Source organism: Gluconobacter sp. ESL1110 (genome assembly GCF_058107395.1).
This window is the reverse complement of the sequence record NZ_JBYLUK010000011.1, coordinates 114309-133520: the sequence shown is the minus strand read 5'-3', so window position 1 is coordinate 133520 and position 19212 is coordinate 114309. Positions and strand designations below refer to the sequence as shown.

At 57.3% G+C, this 19212-nt stretch carries 26 protein-coding genes; 2 read left to right on the top strand and 24 right to left on the bottom strand.

Annotated features, from left to right (window positions below; all coding sequences use genetic code 11):
* Position 1: 1 nt before the first annotated feature.
* On the bottom strand, positions 2-727 hold the full coding sequence (locus AC3B6F_RS13800; protein WP_489824798.1) for a hypothetical protein: 726 nt from the start codon (positions 725-727) through the stop codon (positions 2-4).
* A 50-nt stretch (positions 728-777) separates the two neighbouring features.
* Here AC3B6F_RS13800 and AC3B6F_RS13795 point away from each other — a divergent pair, with 50 nt between their 5' ends.
* Positions 778-1101 carry a hypothetical protein gene (locus AC3B6F_RS13795; RefSeq protein ID WP_489824797.1) on the top strand — a complete coding sequence of 108 codons (324 nt, stop codon included), beginning with the start codon at positions 778-780 and terminating at the stop codon, positions 1099-1101.
* A gap of 5 nt (positions 1102-1106) precedes the next feature.
* On the opposite strand, the gene AC3B6F_RS13790 is transcribed toward AC3B6F_RS13795, so the two are convergent.
* The 23 genes from AC3B6F_RS13790 to AC3B6F_RS13680 all read right to left on the bottom strand — a co-directional run bounded on the left by AC3B6F_RS13790 (position 1107) and on the right by AC3B6F_RS13680 (position 18419).
* Positions 1107-1544, bottom strand: coding sequence for a hypothetical protein (locus AC3B6F_RS13790; protein WP_489824796.1), 438 nt, complete (start codon positions 1542-1544; stop codon positions 1107-1109).
* A gap of 61 nt (positions 1545-1605) precedes the next feature.
* Positions 1606-2904, bottom strand: coding sequence for a CotH kinase family protein (locus AC3B6F_RS13785; RefSeq protein WP_489824795.1), 1299 nt, complete (start codon positions 2902-2904; stop codon positions 1606-1608).
* 8 nt (positions 2905-2912) lie between these two features.
* Positions 2913-3893 (bottom strand): tail fiber domain-containing protein, encoded by a 981-nt coding sequence (locus AC3B6F_RS13780; RefSeq protein ID WP_489824794.1) that lies wholly within the window; start codon positions 3891-3893, stop codon positions 2913-2915.
* Positions 3894-3896: 3 nt separating this feature from the next.
* Entirely contained in the window at positions 3897-4607 is a 711-nt protein-coding gene (locus AC3B6F_RS13775) for a hypothetical protein (RefSeq protein ID WP_489824793.1), read from the bottom strand.
* Between the two features lie 9 nt (positions 4608-4616).
* A complete protein-coding gene (locus AC3B6F_RS13770; RefSeq protein WP_489824792.1) occupies positions 4617-5249 on the bottom strand; it encodes a phage fiber-tail adaptor protein in 633 nt (210 codons plus the stop codon).
* Positions 5250-5263: 14 nt separating this feature from the next.
* The gene (locus AC3B6F_RS13765) at positions 5264-6229 is read right to left on the bottom strand and encodes a phage tail tube protein (RefSeq protein WP_489824791.1); all 966 of its coding nucleotides are present in this window, start codon (positions 6227-6229) and stop codon (positions 5264-5266) included.
* Between the two features lie 51 nt (positions 6230-6280).
* On the bottom strand, positions 6281-6709 hold the full coding sequence (locus AC3B6F_RS13760) for a hypothetical protein (protein WP_489824790.1): 429 nt from the start codon (positions 6707-6709) through the stop codon (positions 6281-6283).
* Entirely contained in the window at positions 6706-7047 is a 342-nt protein-coding gene (locus tag AC3B6F_RS13755) for a hypothetical protein (protein ID WP_489824789.1), read from the bottom strand. Before AC3B6F_RS13755 ends, AC3B6F_RS13760 begins: the two co-directional genes overlap by 4 nt.
* The gene (locus AC3B6F_RS13750; protein WP_489824788.1) at positions 7047-7697 is read right to left on the bottom strand and encodes a head-tail connector protein; all 651 of its coding nucleotides are present in this window, start codon (positions 7695-7697) and stop codon (positions 7047-7049) included. Before AC3B6F_RS13750 ends, AC3B6F_RS13755 begins: the two co-directional genes overlap by 1 nt.
* Positions 7698-7717: 20 nt before the next feature.
* The gene (locus AC3B6F_RS13745; RefSeq protein WP_489824787.1) at positions 7718-8947 is read right to left on the bottom strand and encodes a phage major capsid protein; all 1230 of its coding nucleotides are present in this window, start codon (positions 8945-8947) and stop codon (positions 7718-7720) included.
* Positions 8948-9013: 66 nt separating this feature from the next.
* Positions 9014-9832: an HK97 family phage prohead protease gene (locus AC3B6F_RS13740; protein WP_489824786.1), complete on the bottom strand. Its 819-nt coding sequence runs from the start codon at positions 9830-9832 to the stop codon at positions 9014-9016.
* The gene (locus tag AC3B6F_RS13735; protein ID WP_489824785.1) at positions 9825-11147 is read right to left on the bottom strand and encodes a phage portal protein; all 1323 of its coding nucleotides are present in this window, start codon (positions 11145-11147) and stop codon (positions 9825-9827) included. The genes AC3B6F_RS13740 and AC3B6F_RS13735 overlap by 8 nt, the downstream gene beginning before the upstream one ends.
* Positions 11144-12880, bottom strand: coding sequence for a terminase large subunit (locus AC3B6F_RS13730; protein WP_489824784.1), 1737 nt, complete (start codon positions 12878-12880; stop codon positions 11144-11146). Before AC3B6F_RS13730 ends, AC3B6F_RS13735 begins: the two co-directional genes overlap by 4 nt.
* Positions 12881-12887: 7 nt before the next feature.
* Entirely contained in the window at positions 12888-13187 is a 300-nt protein-coding gene (locus tag AC3B6F_RS13725) for a hypothetical protein (protein ID WP_489824783.1), read from the bottom strand.
* A 206-nt stretch (positions 13188-13393) separates the two neighbouring features.
* Positions 13394-13711 (bottom strand): HNH endonuclease signature motif containing protein, encoded by a 318-nt coding sequence (locus AC3B6F_RS13720; RefSeq protein ID WP_489824782.1) that lies wholly within the window; start codon positions 13709-13711, stop codon positions 13394-13396.
* Positions 13712-13771: 60 nt separating this feature from the next.
* A complete protein-coding gene (locus AC3B6F_RS13715) occupies positions 13772-14266 on the bottom strand; it encodes a DUF6362 family protein (RefSeq protein ID WP_489824781.1) in 495 nt (164 codons plus the stop codon).
* Positions 14263-15204 carry a hypothetical protein gene (locus tag AC3B6F_RS13710; RefSeq protein ID WP_489824780.1) on the bottom strand — a complete coding sequence of 314 codons (942 nt, stop codon included), beginning with the start codon at positions 15202-15204 and terminating at the stop codon, positions 14263-14265. The genes AC3B6F_RS13715 and AC3B6F_RS13710 overlap by 4 nt, the downstream gene beginning before the upstream one ends.
* A 48-nt stretch (positions 15205-15252) precedes the next feature.
* Positions 15253-15534 carry a hypothetical protein gene (locus AC3B6F_RS13705; protein WP_489824779.1) on the bottom strand — a complete coding sequence of 94 codons (282 nt, stop codon included), beginning with the start codon at positions 15532-15534 and terminating at the stop codon, positions 15253-15255.
* A complete protein-coding gene (locus AC3B6F_RS13700) occupies positions 15534-17078 on the bottom strand; it encodes a DnaB-like helicase C-terminal domain-containing protein (protein WP_474514376.1) in 1545 nt (514 codons plus the stop codon). Before AC3B6F_RS13700 ends, AC3B6F_RS13705 begins: the two co-directional genes overlap by 1 nt.
* Entirely contained in the window at positions 17075-17512 is a 438-nt protein-coding gene (locus AC3B6F_RS13695; RefSeq protein ID WP_489824778.1) for a hypothetical protein, read from the bottom strand. Before AC3B6F_RS13695 ends, AC3B6F_RS13700 begins: the two co-directional genes overlap by 4 nt.
* Positions 17505-17738 carry a hypothetical protein gene (locus tag AC3B6F_RS13690; protein ID WP_474513991.1) on the bottom strand — a complete coding sequence of 78 codons (234 nt, stop codon included), beginning with the start codon at positions 17736-17738 and terminating at the stop codon, positions 17505-17507. Before AC3B6F_RS13690 ends, AC3B6F_RS13695 begins: the two co-directional genes overlap by 8 nt.
* Complete coding sequence (locus tag AC3B6F_RS13685; protein WP_489824777.1) at positions 17738-18181, bottom strand: hypothetical protein; 444 nt, start codon at positions 18179-18181, stop codon at positions 17738-17740. Before AC3B6F_RS13685 ends, AC3B6F_RS13690 begins: the two co-directional genes overlap by 1 nt.
* Positions 18182-18245: 64 nt before the next feature.
* Positions 18246-18419, bottom strand: coding sequence for a transcriptional regulator (locus AC3B6F_RS13680; protein ID WP_489824776.1), 174 nt, complete (start codon positions 18417-18419; stop codon positions 18246-18248).
* A 63-nt stretch (positions 18420-18482) separates the two neighbouring features.
* Between AC3B6F_RS13680 and AC3B6F_RS13675 the strand changes: the two genes are divergently transcribed.
* Positions 18483-19166, top strand: a complete 684-nt coding sequence (locus AC3B6F_RS13675; RefSeq protein WP_489824775.1) for an XRE family transcriptional regulator — start codon at positions 18483-18485, stop codon at positions 19164-19166.
* Positions 19167-19212 lie beyond the last annotated feature (46 nt).

Sequence of the window (19212 nt, the reverse complement as noted above, 5' to 3'; positions counted from 1 at the left end):
CCTAGCCGGAATAATCGGGATCGCTCATGACGAGCGCGGGATACGTGATGGGCTGCCCAGGAGCGAGATCTTTTCGCCTTGCCAGATAGGCCTGACCGCGACGAAAGGCAGACGAGCGCATGTCGTGCTTTGCAAGACGGCGCGCGGCTCCATCTTTCAGAATGTACGGTGCTTTGAAACCGCCGACAGATCCGCTCAGATTGATGAATTTTCGCCAAACTGAGATGCCGGGATATTTGCGATAAACAGCCTGTCGCACGGCTTCAACAATACCTGGGGAAACAGACATTTTCGGCATTGCACCAACGTCGATTTTCCGTGCGTAAGGCGCGGGATTGACGATCGTGACTTCTGCATCAAACGGCAGATCCTCGATGTCACCCGTCCAGATCTTATCCCCGACCAGAAGAACCCATGCATCGCGATAGCTGCCCGATGCGACTGGAGATTTGGCCCGGCAAAGGTCCAGTGCAAAAGACGCTGCATCAGAGATCAGACCGAAATTGTAGACGATGCTTCCACCAACCTGGAGATCAGTTTCGGGAGCACCTTCAACCCCGTTCACAGATCGAAACCAGTGAGAGGATGCTTCTCCAGTAGAGATGAGACGATCGCGCTCAGTAGTCAGATCTGTGATCAGACCGTTTCGCGCGGCATCGACGGAAATATCGTCCGTCACGAAACGGCTCATCTGCTCGACAAATGACTCTGCGCCACGACGGGCCATGATTATTTCCTCAGAGCGTTCTGGAGATCCTGCGTGATCTGAGTGTTCCGATGCGTGAGGAACACGATGTCCAGAGCCCGCACCAGGCGGAACACAAGCGGGCGTTCATCCGCCGTGACACCGTTGGCATCACACCACCGATCCACGGGCACCCAGCCGATGGGTTGGGGACGGGAGATAATCCGGATCGCCCCCATGCCTGCACCCAGACCGTCGGTAATCCAGAGACGGTCGTGCTGGAGATCGTGCCAGGCACGCCAGGGCACCTCATTCCAGGGATCCGGGAGAACACGGTGCTCCAGAGCCGCCTCGCGGATCTCTGGAATTTCGTTCTCTCCCGTGAACTGGCCCCACTCCAGTTCCCACTGGAGTGAGGCAATCAGTTTCCCTCGGAGGCCTTGGCCTGTTCTTCCCGCTCGGCACCGACACGGCCAGCCGCCATGAGGGACAATGTGACAAGGACCGGATAGTCACCGCTGGACAGCATGTCGCGGAACGCATCGATCGTCAGATCCTGTCCGTCGTCGCCCTCCAGGCCCTTGACGCCCAGCACACATTCCTGTGCCAGTGCCTTGCCCTGACACTGATCTTCGTTGGACGGCGGCAGCGTGTCAGGCGCGTAAAAGCCCGCGCCAGCCCGAACAGAGCGGTTCAGCTCACGCGCTTCTGCCAGACGCAGCGCATACAGCGTGTCACGATAGGCGGGCGTGAGACCGCGTGTCGTGATGAAGAACGTGTTGCCTTCAGGGCCGACTTCGATTTCTTCGCCCCGGGACACACGGTTACGATCGCGCGAAAAGGCTGACAGCTTTGCCATGTTAATTTTTTCCGTTTGAATTGAGGGATAAAAAAACCGCCTCAGAGGGCGGCTGTTTGCGTCAGGCTGAATAGCCCCATTGTTGGTCGAGCCATGCAAGGCGGCCGCCGTACCAGTTGAGGATATAGGGGTAGTTGGAGATTTGATTTGTGCCGTACAGCGCCTGATCCTGTAAGACATCGGCCGGCCGGAAGCCGGATGCGTAGAACGCAAGAATGTCGGTCAGCTTCTCGACACTAAGGATGCCGGAGCGCCTCAGATCAGCATAACGTGCGGTAATTTCACTGGAAAAATATTCTGAAAAAGATTTCCACACAGCTTCTTGGTCGGTGACATAGCCGGCCTGTTCAGGAGGACACCCCGCTATGTACCCTGACAGGCTTCCATAGGTTTCATCAAGGTCGTAAGCGCAGATGCTCCAAATACCCTGCGCCTCCGAAGCGGTATAACTAACCAGCATGAGATTGTTAGTGATGCTATCAAAACTGCCCGTCGCTTCACAGAATACTTTGTAATCTATCCACGACTGAAGATTGATGTACGCCGCATAATCGCTCCAACTGGCGCTGCCGCCCATGACAGCCTTGATCCAGTTTATCAGCCGCGCCGGGGCTTTCGTATCGGGTGTGTCTGGTGATGAAAACTCCCAGGTTCCTGATGACAGGTAGGTGTCATTCGTCCAAAGGTCAGCGGGGCCGTGCTGAGGCTGGAGAAGATAGTGTTTCGTGTTCCCACTGTCTATCAGATACTCCGCGTTCGTGTTGTCAGAGCGGATCATAAACACCCCGTGAAACTGCGGAACAGTGTCTCCGGCCTGCTGGAAATAAATACTAACGGCCCGACAGTCGCATGAGAATTGGGCGTCTGTCAGAAGCGACAGCGTTTTGTTATCCCACGCATACCATGGGCCAATCCGGTTGTGCGGCGCAGGATGTGCGCGCCGGATTGTTCGCCAAAGCTCCAGAGAAATGGCTTCGCGCACCATAGATCGATCGAATGCCGAGGTATACACGGGTATATCCCCGTAACCTTTGAACGTAATTGAGGTGCTTTCGTCCCAAGTCCCGAAACGCAGAGAGACTTTGTTTTTTGCGTCGTTCTTTACCTTAATTTTCAGGTTTGCCTTATTGGAAAGTTTGCTGCTCTGCCCCTGAATCCCGACGGTACTTTTGCCGCTGTCGTTGGAATACAGCACAGTGTCGCCAGACATCAGCGCAAAATTGCAGTTCACGGCACCAGACGCATCTGTAGGCACCTGCGACGCCACGATAACCACCCGGTCGGGGAATGGCAGTGGCATATAAGTTTCTGAGGCCCGTAGACCCCAGATTGCATTGTCTATTTCAGCAACATTTGCCATGTCTCACCTCACGCAGCGCCGGTAGCAGCGGTAGGCTTTGCATTTTCCAGAGCCGTGACGCGGGCTTCAATCGCCTGACGGCGCAACCTCTCGCAGAACAGACCGAAGCAAAGGAGCTCCGCATAACGGATCGTCTGTTGCGTTGCCTGCGTCTTACCGTCGGCTTCATAAACAGGCTGCTCGGTAAACGTGACGACGCCTGCGGCATCCGTCGTTTTCACGATTTCGGCCTTCGGCGTAGAGCACCAGATGGCGTATTTCGCGGGATCGAGTCCCTGCGCCGTAAAGGCAGCGGCCACATATTGTGCGATCACGCCGACATGCTGCCTGGCGCCGTCTGATTGCCCATCTTTCAGGGTATAGACGTAGCCTTCAATGGCGTCCCATACAGCCAGAAGCTTTGTGGTCTCAACGGCGTCTGGGGTTCCGCCAATCTGACCAACAATGGTTTTGTCGTTGAGATCGGAAACAACGTCAACGGCTGTTTGCGACGTGATGCCGGACCACGAGTTGTTGGCGTCACCGAGTGTGCATATACCTGCTCCGTTAGGATGCAAATCAGTCGCCTTCACCGCGACACTCCCGGCATTCCAGTTGCACAGATAAGCGTCGTTTGTTCCCCCATTGAAAAAATACAGGTATGAGATTCCAGTCTTAGCATCTCCAATACTCAGACTGGCCGTCGTGCTTGATGCTGGCGTCGGAATAGTAACGCTTCCATCTGATGCGATGCCGACCACCCCCTTGGCCACATTAATGCTGGAACTTGTCAACGTGTTGGCCGCAAGTGACGATACTGCGTCTTTCGCGGCATTCGCAGTCTCATTCGCATCTGCTGCATTTGTCGCCGCCGTATTCGCGTTCAGCGCAACGGTAGCGAGAGTGTCGGTCCGGGAGACCTTTGCTCCGGACGGGGTATAAGTGGCCGTTGCTGCGGAGGCGTCTCCACCAACAGTGACGAAGACAGGATTACCGTTAGCTGTAGACATGATTTACGCTCCAGTTGCGTTGGGATTAACAGCGAGGACGCCGTTGAGGCTGTAAGTTCCCGGGTAGTAAACAGAGCCGTCCGTCATGATGACGTCGCCATTGCTCGACAGTCCTTCTGGCAGGGCTGTTGCTCCTGCCATGTAGATATTCCCGTTGGTGGTTACGTCGCCTGGGAGGGGCCCAACCACAGACGGGAGCAGCCGCAAAAAGCCGGTCTCATCCACATATGTTGTGGACGCCGAAATACGGTCTGTGAGAGATGAGATTGGGACGTCGCCCTGATCCGTTCTGACCAAGGCCGCCCGGTCTAGTGGCAAGATCATTTTTAACGACGCACTCTGAGTCTGCGTTGCCGGAGAGACCTCCAAAGCCGAGATCAGCGTGCTACCGTCTGTGAGCAATAGTGCCCCCACAGGATCGAGAGCTGCCACGCCAGCAGCTTTGCCGCGTAGAGACGATATCGCGTCTGAAGCTGCGTTCCCCGCGGCTTCAGCCTTGGCCGCAGAACTTGCAGCGGCCGTTTCTGCGGCTTTGACAGCATCGTCCAGACCAATTTCCGCACTGATACCCTGTGCCAGAATCTGGACAGAAACCTGATTGGCACTTGTGGTACCTGCTTTAGTGATGATTCCCAGAAGCGTATCCGTTGGGGACACGCTATCCGCCAGAGGCAGAGCCGAAATCGGCTGCCCCGGTTGATTGGTTGTTGCCATGTTGTCTCTCTATGCGAGCAGCAGCGTGTCTGTTGCCGATCGGAAAACCTGATTGAGCAACGGGACGCCGGCAGGGGATGTGAGGTGACTGGCCCTGTCCGGAGACAGCAGCTGCGCCACGGAAATTTTCTGGATCTGCGAGGGTCCAAGCGTGAGAACCCGGCCAGCCGGATCCGTCAGGGCATTCGGCAGAATGGGCGTGCCATCGTCCAGAGAGGGCCAGTCCGGCACGTCGTCCGGGTCGCTGTCCATATTGATCTGGACAGTCACAGCTTCCGTGTGACGACGCCCCTGCAAGGTGTGCAGGGTCAGGCTCACCGGCACCAGTGTGTTTGGTTGGCCACCTGCCAGACAGACAACGGCAAGGCCGTTGACCTTGCCGCACCAGAGCGCTGTCAGATCCGAGGACGTGACAGGATCCGGAACCGTGGCAGAGACGGACATAAGCGTGTCACCCGCATCCGCAAGCCAGCGGTGCGGATCTAGTGCGAACTCCAGGACGTCAGTCGGCGCTTTCGGTGCCCAGCTTTGCCGGATCGAGGGAAGCCGGACACCCCAGAGCGGGGGCGTGCTGGACGCCAGAAGCCTCAGGGTCCGGGCGGTCGCCACCGTCACGCCAGGGCACTGAATATCGTCAGGCATGGCGTGAAACTCCCTTATTTCCCGCCAGACGCTGGTGGCGTGGCCGGGATACGATCAATCTTGAAGGTTCCGCCTGCTGCCAGAGGATTGCCGGAGATATCGAACGTGGCCACGATCGTGGTGTTCTTGCTGCCGGCATTGATCTGCGGGTTACGGAGGGCTGCGTTCAGGAACGTGAACACGTAGCTGTTGCCAGCCGCGTCTTTGACCGTGATCGCGATCGGCCCCTGCGTGCCGGCAGCGTAAAGCTGGTACTCATCCCAGGTCTTGAAGAAGAACTGGAGCTGGCCCGTTGCCAGAATTTCGCCCGGGCGGATCCCGCAGGCGTCCGCATGGCCCATTCCGTAGTCAGATCCGGAGCCGTTCCGGTTCAGCGTGATCTGGACCTGACGGACACAGCCTGCTGGCGCTTTTCCCTGGATTGTCACGCCGACGAAATTGCCGACCGTGTCGAAAATCCGGCCAGTTGGCGCGGCCGTGTAGGCCGTGGCAGGATCTGCGTCGGCAATCGACTGCCCCTTACAGGTATAGTCAAATGCGACAGCCGAAAATCCGCCTTGGGCAAAGGTGAGTTGTGCCTGAGTGCAGAAAGAGCCGGGACGAACCAGCCATTTTCCACCCAGCTTTTCGATCAGCGTCCAGGTTTTGACGACGGCACCGTTCTGGACCGTGTTGCTGTTCCAGTCTGCCCCGAGAACTGCAGCCAGCATGTCGTCGTAAGTCGCGTAAGACAGCGCGCCTGACAGCGTGCCGGACGTCGTGGTCTGCGTGACGACTTCCTGAGACGCTTCAATATCAGCGTTGATTTCGTCAGGACGCTGCGTTGTCGCCTGCGGGCGGAAATTCTCGCCCGTAAACCGCGTGCTCTGGAATGTCCCGGTCGCCTGGACGCCGTAGTTCTGTTCCAGACCGTAAGCAATGGCCGTGTCATTGGACTGGGCACCGGCCTGATACCCTGCTGTCGAGCCCGTGAAGGCCATGGTTTCACCTCATAAATAAAGCCACCGCGAGGGTGGCTGTGTCAGAGAAAATCAGGGGGATGGCAGAGGCAGGACGATGTCCTGGTACCGATAGGTGACGGCCAGACTGAACCGAACCCAGTTACCTGTCTGGTCTTTATCGGGCGGATCGTAAGACTTCCCGTCGTAATAAAGACCTTCGGGGGCAGCGCCGTCCGGGACACGGAATGCGACTGACAGGGCCTTGCGGTGTTCGAGCGCCGGCAAGGCTCCGTAACCGCGTGGCACGAACAGGTGCAGCCAGATCTGGCCAGTTTCTTCATCAACGATCTCACCGACGCCGAGACGATCGCCGTCCGCGCTAGCCACTTCGAACAGAACCCAAGGGTGCTGCTGATCCTCCGTAGCCTGCGCCATCGCATCCAGAACCGGAATGCCAAAAGGTGCCATGGCTGCAGACGCACGCTGGAAACCGTCCATCCAGACGACGGGAGACGTCATGTTCCACCTGCTGCAAAGAGTTTCCAGCCGCAGATCTGATCGCCGTCATAAACAGCTGTCGCATCTGTCAGCGTGTAAATCCGCTCGCCGTCCTGCAGCTGATCCATGTTGCGCGGGCGGCCATATCCAGCAGCTTGCAGCTCATCGTTCAGGATTTCCGCCACGAACGGCATGACCGAAACGCCGGCTTCCAGCGCGGCCGTAGCAGGCGGCGCGGAATAGGCGATCAGGTTCACGGCAACGGGAGCAGGAAGGCTGCCATTATTCGCACGGGACAGCGCCATCATGCGACCTTTACGTCGGATCTGACGACGCCGGCGTTCTGTCTGATACCCCATTACGAAAACCCCGAAGGCAGATACCGAGAAAGCATGGCAGCCGCGTCAGCCGGTAAGCCGCCCGAAGCCGCGTCCGGCGTTGTCCAGGACGTGGACCCCACCCCTTGCTCACTTTCGGATTTCAAAAGCGGATCACGGTCTTTCGCGCTATAAAACGAGCGTGCGGCTGTCAGAACCGCCTGCCTGATGTCTGCTGGCATCGTGACAGCAAGCGCGTTGCCGTCGTCGTCTACCATTCCTGAAACAGCCCAGCCCGCCCGGTAAGAAACGGAATAACGACCAGGCCACCACCACGGACCGATCGGAGGATACAGGATCCCACACAGCGGATCGAAATCCCACCCGTCAGCAGGGGCTGGCAGCGGTTGCCCGTCCAGAAAAACGTCTGCCACGGACAGCACAGGATGAACGCCCAGAATGAGAGACAACTGCCTGTCACCGTGAGCGATCCGGATGCGATCAGACCAGTCAGCCACAGTGATCTGACGGCCAATGTAACTCTGAACCGCAGCGGAAGCGGCCAGGAGCAGATTGGTCAGAACTGCGTCCTGAGAGGTATCACTGTCTGTGATCGACAGCGCTGCCTTGAAGTCAGACAGCGCCACGAAGGGCAGCGGATCCGCTGCCCCACTGGTCTGGAGTGTCGTCATGATCGTCTCCAGTCACCAGATCAGCCGCCATCGCCACCTGTGGACGCGGTCGTGGTCAGATCAGAAAAACTGCCGTTAATCAGGGCTTCCGGACGGTAGATGGCCAGCGCAAGACGCTCTTCGGCCAGAACCGTGACCATGTTCTTGACGAAGTTATCCCGGTCTTCCGTGGAAATCGTCACTGTTGCGTCCTCACGATCGAAGATCTGGGCCGCAAGACGGAACGCACCAGTCATGAACTTGCCCTGACCCATGGCAAGACTTTCAGCGACCGGCAGACCCCAGAGAACAGCGCCGTTCAGACCAAGAGGATTGGCGAACACATAACGAAGCTGCGCGTCCTTCGTCAGCGTGATGCTGGCCCAGTCCGTCGGGTTCAGGATGTGACCCGTAGCCGGATATTCGGCCAGCGTGGTCTGAAGCATGGCCAGACGCAGACGATCGATCATCGTCTCATTCTTGACCAGGACGCCAGCGGGCTGTGCGTATGCAGTCGAAGACGCCATTAGCCCCTTAATGCTAACGCCTGTCCCGTCTCCATTCAGGAGCGCGTCATCCTCCTTGAAGGCGAGACCGTACCGCAGACGCCCATCAATGTAGCTCTGAAGCATCGGAGCATCAGCCAGGATCTGCTTGGAGGCCATGACCCAGTGAGCAACCGTCCGGATTGGCAGATTCTGCAGAGCAAACGTGATGTCGGACTGAGGTTTCGGTGCGGAAGGATTTTCGGCCACGAAGCCCGCATTATTCGTAAACCCGGTTTCCTGAACATAGTCGATCGAGCCGGACGAAGTAGTTCCCGGCATCAGAAGATCACGAATGACAAGCTGGCGATTGGGAACCTGAATGATCTGAGGCTGACGGTCCGCAACAACCAGACCGGTTGTTCCAGAAGCCCCGGTTGAACTGGCAGATGTGATATTCTTGACTTCGATCTGGAGCGTACCCTTCCAGTTCGAACCACGCTCCATGGCAGACTTGACTTCATCAGACTGGATAAAGCGCTGCCCAATCGAGAGATTGGCCTGCTGCTCATTCCCGTGCCCACGAGCACCTTTCTGCTCCAGATCCGTCAAGCGAGCAGCAAGGACGTTCATTTCCGTCAGCGCCTTGTCTGCACTGGCCTTGGTTTCCTTGGTAACTTCGCCAAGGTTTTTCAGTTCGGTCTTGGCCGTCTCGGCAAACGTCTTGACCTGATCCGTAGCCTTTGTGAGATCAGAGACAGCCTGCTTGTATTCGTTTTCGTTCATCGGTTTTGCCCATAAAAAAAGGCACCCGGAGGTGCCTTGCATTGGAGTGTGATCAGTTTGTCCCGGTCAGAGACCAGCCGCTCCAGCCAGATCAGGAAGAGAAAAGCCAGCCAGAGGCGAAGACGGACGCCCCAGACCTGAAAGCGTATCCAGCACACGACGGAAATCATCCGCATATGAAGACTTCTTTGTGATCGCCAGCGGCGCTCCCGTCAGAGCTTCATGCGCGGCCTGAAGATGCTGAAGCATGGCGTCGCATTCTTCCTGCGTAGGCGGATGACCACCTTTCAGGCTGGACTGATGCAGGCCAATGGCAGCAGCGACTGAAGCCGTCGCCTTGTCCGGGATCATGGCCGTTTTCAGCCCCCATCGTTCAAAGCGGCGTTTCATATCTGTGACACGAGACGCGGCATTGGATGGGTCGTCCACCAGGCTAACCTCATGAAGGTTGACCCGGTTAATCTGGCGAGAAGCCCCGCTGCCCTGCGCCGCTTTGACGGCACCACCTTGCGGAACGCTGAAGCCGATGGACAGCCCGCCAAGCGCACCGTCTTTGACCAGACCGTGCAGACGCTTGCCGTAATCCGTGTCCATTCCAGAGAGCTTGCCCTTGAGGTGCAGGCCTTTGCTGTCTTCGGAGGCATCAGTCCAGACACCGGCAGGCAGGCCGTCACCACCGAACAGACCGTGCATGACGTGCATGGCAATCGTCCGACCCTGCGCCTTGCGCTCGGCCAGTGTCTGACTGAATGCGCCCGGCATGACGACGTCGCCATGGGAATCAACATTCCCGAAGACGCTGCCATATCCCTCGAATGTCCCTGGCTCACCGTTTGAGGCAAATTTGACCTCGAAGGGAGCGGCGAGGAAATCGCCATCAAACATCTGGATCTCCTATAATGCCGGACGAGGCCGGATCTGGTGAAGGCTGACCACCCGGAACAGGCTTTAGCGTTGGCTGAACGGCGTTTTTTCCAACATCCGCCAGCGGGATCATCTGCGCCTGAACTGTCAGCACATCGCCGCCAGGCAGTGGGGCCATTTCTTCCTTTTCCCGAACCTCATTGGCCGTAAACCAACCATTCTGCCGTCCGGCAATGTAAAAGGCCGTTCGGCCCGCAGTATCCGGCCGAAGGAGGGCGTCCACATTGTGCTTGGCGAAGTAGGTCAGGCGATCAGCCGGACTGAGAAGACAGCGGGAAATTGCCTGTTCAATTCGTCTCAGCCAAGGCATGAGGCCATATTGCAGGAACCAGAGGTTCATCTGCTCCAGGCCAGAGCCCCATGCCGTCGATTTCTCCATACTGCCGATCATGACCGGCTGGACGCCAAACCAGCGGCAGATGGTCTGGACATTGAAGGCACGGGTCTGGAGAAGCTGGGCCGCTTCCGGGTTCAGACCAATACTCTCAACGGTCCACCCACCTTCAAGAAGCGGCGTTTTCCCAGCATTGATTGCCCCGGCATAATCTTGCAGGGCAGCTTTCGCCAGGATCCGCTGATCCTTATCCAGATAGGCGGGAGCCTTGATGTAATTCTGGGTTAGAAGGCCGTTTTTGAAGGTTCTTCCAGCCGTTTCTTCGGCTGCCATCGCAGATCCAAGGCTTTGCCGTCCTACGGTGATGGGGGATAGACCCATCAAACCATCGAACGAGAAGCCCTTGATATGAAAGATCTCGTCTTCCGTCAGCGTCAGATATTGTTGCTGCCAGGCGTAGGTATAGACGAGCCCACCAGTCTTTGGATCTCGACGCACCGTCATGCGATCCGGACGCAAGGGGTTCAGGGCGATGATCTGCCCCACCCCATTTCGCTGGATCTGGGCAAAGCAGTTTCCCCAGGCCATCAGGCAGGCAATCATGCAGCCCCAGAACTCAACGCCCGTCATATCTGCGTTCGGTCGGTCATACAGGATCGCAAACAGGGGATGTGAACGGGCGGCGCTGGACGTATTTTCCGTCTGTCTCTCGTAAAGCTTGAGAGGGAGGGAAGAGATGGTTTCCGACAGAAGCCGGATACAGGCCCAGACCGTGTCCAGCTGGATGGCGGTGTCCACCGTGACCAACTGCCCGGAATTGGTTGGACCACCCGCCAGAAACGCGCCCAGCCGCAGATCCGTCAGGCTGACACCCGTGACAGACAGCGCCATGGCGTTGGCTGCCTTGGTCAGCAGACCATTAAAGGCTGTTCGCAACTTCATGCGCTGAGCATTCCACCTTTCAGGAAGTCATCCATGCGCCCCCCTTCTGGAGGGCTTGGATTTTTGGACATGAGAGTCACAGCGTTCAGAAGCGCCATGAGCGGATCGATTTTCAGATAACCGGCAGCCTGTTTCGTAATGATCTGGGCATTGCCGCGCGGCTCGATTTTCGCATTGCTGATGGCCCACCCCATGATGGGACGATCCCCATGCACAAGGCTGCCATCCGCGAGTTTGCGTTCAGCGGTCTTGATCGAGCCGGACAATGTCCAGCCCTGGGAAACGCCCACGACACGCGGTGCTTCAATCTCACGAACCGCCAGGGCGTCCACGATGGAGCCCACACCCATCGGATCGAGGCCGACCATGGCAAGCTTGCCGGACAGATCCACTGTTTCCAGCGCATCCGCCAGCTGCTCGATGTCATCCCCAGGCGTGCTCACGATGACCAGGTCTTTCTGGGCTTCGAAGTCCTTCAGCTGGGAGGCTTCACGCTTCCGAAGCTCAAGAATGCCTTCGAAGACCCAGTTCATTCCCCAATGCAGCCACTGCTGGGTCACGCTGTCACGCCCAAGAACGGCGAGCGCCAGAAGGTCATCCAGACCGCCGCCATCGATACCCGCTACAATCACGTCCGATCTGTCGATCAGGGCATCGAGCGTCAGGTCGGGTTCACCGGCGTTCTGCCAGAAGTCTGCGCCGACCCAGCGATCACTACGAAGCGCCAGACCGATTTCGACATTCAGATGCTGCGACGCCCACCGGGCCAGCTCCTGAATGCCTTTTGACCGGGCGTTTTCGTATTCTTCTTCAAGTCGCTTGACCGTAATGGAGCGTCCGGCATTGGGAAGGACCATTGGCCAGAGACCAACATCCTCCCAGGGCGCGCGCTCGCCCGGAAGCTTTGCGGGCTGCTGGATCTTTTCCGGAAGCTCATAGAGAACCGGCAGGATGCCGTTGCCGACTGGGATCAGCGTTCCGTCATCTGCCTCACGATGGGACTTCCCATCACGAATGGCCCGTGCCTGAAGCAGATCTTCCCGGAACACGCCACGCGGCGGCTTGTCGCTTTGCGTGGTGATGATTGCCAGGAACGCTTCCGGCTGGCTGATCATGCCACCCCGGATCTGACCCATGACGCTTTCCGCGTCCGACTTCAGGGCAATGATATGCTCTTCATCGACCAGCACGCCAGCGGGCTTCACACCCGTCATGACGTCCGGACTGAAGGCCTTGACCCGCAGGGTTGCGCCAGTAGGCCGGAACGTCAGGCACTTGATGTGATCCTGAATGTGAAACCGACGCTGGAGCCCACGGTCAGCACGGACCATGCCGGACGCCTGTTTGAAGGCGAGGTCCGCAATATCCTTGGTTGGTGCGACGATCAGGAACTCGGCATTGGGCCGCTCATTGAGCATGACCGCCGTCATCATCAGGGCTGCGCCGTTCGTAGTCTTCGAGTTCTTTTTGGGAACCAGAAGAAACAACTCACGGATCCGCCGCTCTTTCGTGGTCGGATCCAGAGACCCGAGCAGGAGCGAGACGATGTCTCGGAACCACTCGCCCGCAGCCTCACCGAAGGTCGGTTGGCCGATGACATCCGGGATCCGGAACTTGTCAAAGATCCTGACAGCCTTTGCTGCAAGCTCAGGGTTCAGGGGCTGAACGTCCGGGAGCAGCGACTGGCCAGCGCGGATACGCGGCTCCCAGTCAGGCCTGCTCAGGTTCAGCATGGTAGTTTCAGTTCCTCATAGGCGCGCTTGGTACGAGACCAGACCAGTCATCGCCGGCAGATGTCATGTCGCCAAAATCACCCTGATCATCACGACGCGGAGCAGGCTTGGCATGAATGAAGGGACCGGCCTTGTCGGCTGCCATGGCACGCATTTCATACGGCGCATCAGGATCACGCAGGATGGCCAGCCAGAAATCGAGAGGCTTCAGAGTGCTGCTGTCAGCAATCACTGGCCCTGCCCAATCCTCAGTGGTCTGCGTCTTCTTTTTCCGGCCAGCACCGGGACGTGCTCCACCGCGTGCCATGGTCCTTTCCCCTTTGATTTCTTTGATTGTTTTCAAACATGAGCAAAAAATCTGCGCGTGAGCCTGGCGCGGTTGCGCCGCCCAAGGGGGCCGAACTTTCGACCCGCCCCCCTTCAATTCAGACCGTTTCAGTATGATTTGACCTGAATTTTCATGAAAAATGACGGTTTTTAGCCATTTTCCGAAGGTTTTTGACCTTCTCGGGATCAGCCTGACCGCATCCGATTGCGATCTGCTCTGGCCTTGGCCGTCTTCCTGCTGTGGCAGGAGCCGCAGAGCAGGACGATATTGGCTGGATCGAGGGCAGCACCACCGTCCTTCAGCTCATGTCGATGATCACCGAAGATCCGGCAGTCCGATCGACTGCATTCCTGACAGATCCGACCCCGTTCTTTCAGAAGCCGGTGCATCAGTTGGCGCCACGGCCTGGACAAATAAAAAGCCTCTGCCCGTTTCGGGAGAGGCTTGGCGATGCGGGTATCCACCGTCTGAAGGCTTGATCCAACGCACTTGAGACGTGGCATTTCGACCTCTCAAACAGGCATAAAAAAAGACGCGAACCCTTTCGGATGCACGTCTCGCAATCATGACGTTGAAAATTGCGCATTTTGGTCCAAACGGTCAACCGGAATTTGTCCGGTTCGTATTTTTTCTGCAATCAGGCAGCAGGCCGTCAGATAGCGCCGCTGTGCTGTATTGCGTCCAATGCCCAGTTTTCTGCCAATTTTTTCCCATGAGAGCAGGTGTTTTCCTGAGATTGGATGGACGCGCATGTAGAGCTGCACCACGAGCCGCAACTCCCGATTCGCATTTCCTTCACCGAGGAAGGTAAGCCAGGAAAATACGAGATCCATGCGCGACACATCGTCAGGCGTCGGACGCGGTGGAAGGATGTCACTCTCACGCACCCATTCCAGATCCTCTTCATCCGGCACGATGTCCGGCCAGAAGCCACGCGCTCCAGACGGACGCAGACCATGAGCAGGCAGAGCCGCCAACGTCAGCGCAGCCTCATCCAGCCATTCAGCAACCTGCTTCGGAACGTCACGCGTCAAATCCATGCGATGCCGACGCTTCATGCCGCCACCTGCGTCACGAAGTCGGACAGCTCTGGACGACGAAGGTTCATTTCACCGCAGGCACGGCGCTGATTGTAGTCCGCCATCGCTTCTTCCCAGGCACGTTCGCTCTTGAGTTGATCCAGCGTCTTTGGCGCTTCGGGGACGTCACCACGGGCGATCGCCTGTGTCACAGCCTTGTGGAAGTAACCGAAACTGATGCCGTTACCCTTGGCTTTCTCACGCGCCGAAACCTCACGGACCACGAACAGGATCAGGCGTTCGATCTCGTCCTCCGTCAGCCCCTTGGCCAGACCATCCGCGCACCACTGACGGGCCAGCCCGTAATTTCCCATGTCTCGCGCTGGATCGAGTTCAGCGGCGTCATAGGCCTTTTTGCCAATGCGATTGAATGCTGCATCAAGCCTAAGCTTATCTTCTGAAGAAGATAGAGAGCTAAGCTTAGCTTTCGCGGGCGCACGCGTAAGGGGGGTTTTGGCTAGGTTTTCGCGGGTCACGTCTTTGCCTCCGGAAATGGGCAGCGGAATGTATCCCTGCCGGTTGTCTTGCACTTTTCCTTTTTTGGACTTTCCCGGCGGTCTTCCGCCCTTTCTGCCATTCGCACGGGACGCTTCCGCACGGCGTGACGGCTTCAGTTCTGATGGCAGGCCGATCACACCCGTCTTGGCATCCCAGGTTATCAGCTGGGTTTCCGCGTAGGTTTTGAGGTAGGTTTCAATCAGGTTTTCGTCGCAGAAAAGCCGCGTGCGAGCGAGCGCAGACAGCGTGCCAGGGAAAGACACGTTAAGAACACCGTCAGACGTATTGGTGATCAGATGCATGACGAGCTGTGCCCAGACCTGCACCATGACAGCGCCAAGAGCCTGAAGCGTGAGATTGTCCCGCTGCATCAGAAAGGCATCTGAAAGCTGCGTGCGTTGTGTTGCGCTGACTGTCACGTCAGAAACTCCTGAACCCGCATCGAGGCGGGATTGAAAACCTAGAACTCAGTAGGATTTGAGACGGAAACCGGAGCCCACAGGCTCCATCACGTCGCACTGGACCAGCTCGCCAACGGCATATCGAACGACGTCCTGATCTGTGGCGAGATAGCGGGCATAGTCTTCGACAGACACACCCGTGCGACCAGGCGCACGAACAGCAGGGACAACATCCCCGACATCCGTGCAGCCCAGCCACAAGGCGCGCGCCGCCAGCGACAGAAGCGGCCAGCGACGATCAGACATGACCGACCGCGCATGCTTTCCAGGACGCTGACGGCTACTCATCAGGAAGCCGCCAGTTCGCGACCCCAGGCCGGGCTGCGCGGATCTTCACCGGCATCACGGAACCAGGTCGTCTCATCATCAAACAACATCCGGCACCGGCCTTCAGGTCCATGCCGGTTTTTGACGACAAGCACGTCACCTTTGCCACGCGCCTTGTCGAGACGATCGTTGAACTCCTGACATCGCAGACTGAACTGCTCTGCCGTCTCACGATCGCGTCGCGTCAGCTCGCCGGACGATGCTTCTTTCTTGAGATAGTAATGTTCACGATGGATCAGAGCGATAACGTCGGCATCCTGCTCCAGGGCGCCAGTGTCACGCAGATCAGACATCTGCGGGCGCTTGTTCTCCCGCTTTTCCGACTCACGGTTGAGCTGCGCCAGGACGATGACCGGAACGTCCAGTTCTTTGGCCAGAACCTTCAGTTCGTTACTGATTTCCGTCATTTCTTCATAGCGCATGCGACCACGGACACGCGGCGATCCACGCATCAGCTGGACGTAATCCAGAACGATGGCATCCAACCCTTTTTTGGACCGCTTCATGCGCCGCGCACGAGACCGCAACATGGCGACTGACAGACCGCCGCGCGTGTCCGTTTCCAGAGAGAGATGGAACGCCTCATCACAGGCTTTATTGAGCGCCATCCACTGCCAGTCTTCCAGTGGCGGTTGTTCACCTGTCATGGCTTCTTCCGGCACGTCCCAACGACGTCCGGAAAACACTGACCGCAGGTTCAGACCACTTCTGGCAGCACCACCACGGGCACCGAGCTGATCGGCCGTCATTTCACCAGACCAGAACAGAACGCGGGCACCATGGGACGCGATCCGCAGGCCGACGCCCAGACCAAGGGATGTCTTGCCCATCGCAGGACGGGCACCGAGAACGTACATGTTCCCGCCGACGAGCCCGTTCGTCAGGCGATCCAGCGACTTATATCCCCAGGACAGACCGGCCAGTGCAGATCCACGCGCCACGGCCTCACGGGCTTTCGTTACCGAAGTGCAGATCGCCTCATGAAACGTGACGTTCGGCTGGGTTTCCGTGCTGCCAGAAGCCAGATGCATCAGGGCGGCTTCATGACCCTCCAGGATCTCTTCGGCTTTCTGGTCTTCCGGCTTGCAGCAGGCATCAGACGTCTGCTGGCAGAGCGCCATCAGATCACGGCGCATCGCTGTTTCGCGGATCTCCCGTGCATAGTCGTAAGCCGCACGGTCACTGACATAGGCCGTTGCGAGTTTGGCGATATAGACCTTGGGATCGACGTCACCCCAGAGATCCTGATCCGGGTGTTCAAAATGACGGATGATCGTGAAGGGATCGACGGTGCGGCCTTCATTGTAGATCATCAGTGCCTTTTCATAGATAACGCCATTCAGGCGGTCATAGAAATGCTCTGGACGCAGGATCTCTTCCACAGATTCCAAAGTCTTCTTGGAATGCATGAGGACAGAGCCCAAAAGGGCATGTTCGCACGGCATATTGTGCGGGACAGAGCGCATCACACCGCCGAAAAGGCCGGGATTGAAGGCATCACTCACGCTGCGACACTCCGGACAGTCCGTCTGCGGTACCGCGTCAGGCGCGAATATCCGACCGCCTCAACAAGGGCGTCGGGCGCACGACGGCTGTCATTCAGATAATTGGAAACGCTGCTGGTCGGCAGTTTATGGCGGACACAGAAGGACGTCAGAGACCCGGCTTCGCGGATCTGTTTTTTCACTTCTGTAAAAAAATCCATTCCGTTGATCAGCGGCGCATGGATGCCACCACGCAGGCGGCGATACCGCACCAGGCGATCAAAACCCGCACCAGCCAGAAATTCCGGTGATGGATTGCGCTCAGAATGCAGAACCGCAGAAACGGTCGTATGAGCGACACCGATTTTCGCAGCGTATCGGCTCTGATTACCAGCGGCGGCGATATCTTTTTTCAATTCTGTAAAAAACTGGAAGGGATCGAGTAGGTCAGACACGGGCAATCTCCAGTCCAGCACCGACCGGCAGGGCTAGCCGTGAAACCCGCCGACGCACGGATGTCGATTTACGGCGACGCGGAAGACCCAGCCGGACAATCATGCTGGAAACGCTACGCGGTGAAATCCCTACGTATTCCGCGATCACACGCACTGAAGAGCCACCCGCATGCAGGCGACGAACAGCAGGAGCCAGGCGATCATAGTCCAAAGCAGGGCGGGCCATTACTTCATCCCCCCTTTTGCATGTCCCTGGACGATGTACAGTGCGTGCGTCACGACACGTTGCAGGTCGATCAGATCTGCGATCAGGTCATGCGCCTCATCGACCGTCACAATACCGTCTGCCAGCACGCGAACCGTCGTCGCCATAGTCGAACCGGATTTGGTGGCGACGCTTTCCATGATTTCGGCAACGTCGCCCTTTCCAAGGTGGATCGGGGCGATGGAATAGCCCTCCGCCTGCGCCATGGCCGACAGGATCAGCGGCGCTTGCGCAAACTCATCCAGGACGATCGCCACATCCACCGGCACGACAGCCGGATAATTGCGGCTCTGGTATTCGGAAAGCTGCGAACGGCCCACCCGCGTCACAGATGCCGCAGCATCGAGGCTGCCGACTTCACGGATTGCGGCTTGTGTGGCGGTCTTGATTGCTAGAACACTCATCTCCGGACACCATCCGGATGACAGGCGCACGGGCGCGATTTACGGATTACGGCATGGACGATTTTCATGCTGCCACCTCGAATAGATCAGGACGCAATTTTTCTGGGGGGATGCCGGTTAGTCGCGAGACTGCCTGAACCCGCTTGGGTGGAATCTGCCTCCAGGAATACACAGAAGGCGGCTTGATACCCAATTCTCTGGCGAGAGCGGTCGCACCACCGGCCGCTTGGATCGCCATCAATGTAATCTCTGTTGTCATGGGAGTACGATAGGCAATGCCTAGCAATAAAACAATAGGCAAATGCTAGGCGATATTAGTTATTGCCTAATTCATAATGAGGCCATGGAAGATTGGGCATCCCGGCTTAAACGCCTTCGCATGGCTACGCGCTTGTCGCAGGCTAAGGTCGCACGCGCACTAGGTATCGCACCTGCATCGGTAGCACAGTGGGAAATAGGGAGGTCAAAGCCTTCATTAGACCGCTTGCCCGCTCTAGCTTCAATATATGGCGTCAATCTGGAAGAATTGTGCGGTCCAGATTTAGGTTCGCCAATTGAAGCGATGAAAGCCGCCAAAACACCCGATCGAAAAAAAGGCGTTTTCCTCGTCTCTGGGTACGTTTCAGGGGCGGATCGGGTTATAATGTATGCCGATGGTGATCCCGTCGAAGATCACGAAGTGGAATTACCCTTCGTTGGATACGGCGGTCAGCTTCTTCGCGTGAATGGAGAATCAATGGTGCCCCGCTACAAGCCGGGGGAAATTGTTGGGATTCACCTTCCAGGAAAAGAACAGATTTCTCTAAAAATGCTTGGGAAAGATGTTGTTGCTAAGCTGGCAGATGGGCAGCTTGTATTAAAAACCGTCATGTCTGGACGAGATTGTAATTCTTTCGTCCTTTCATCGGTAAATCCACTGGTTCCACCTATATTTGATCCTGAAATCGTGTGGATCACACCAATAGATTTTCATATTTCTTTATAGAAGGCATGGATGCTCTCAAGAAAGAGCATCCATCAGGCCCAGCTGG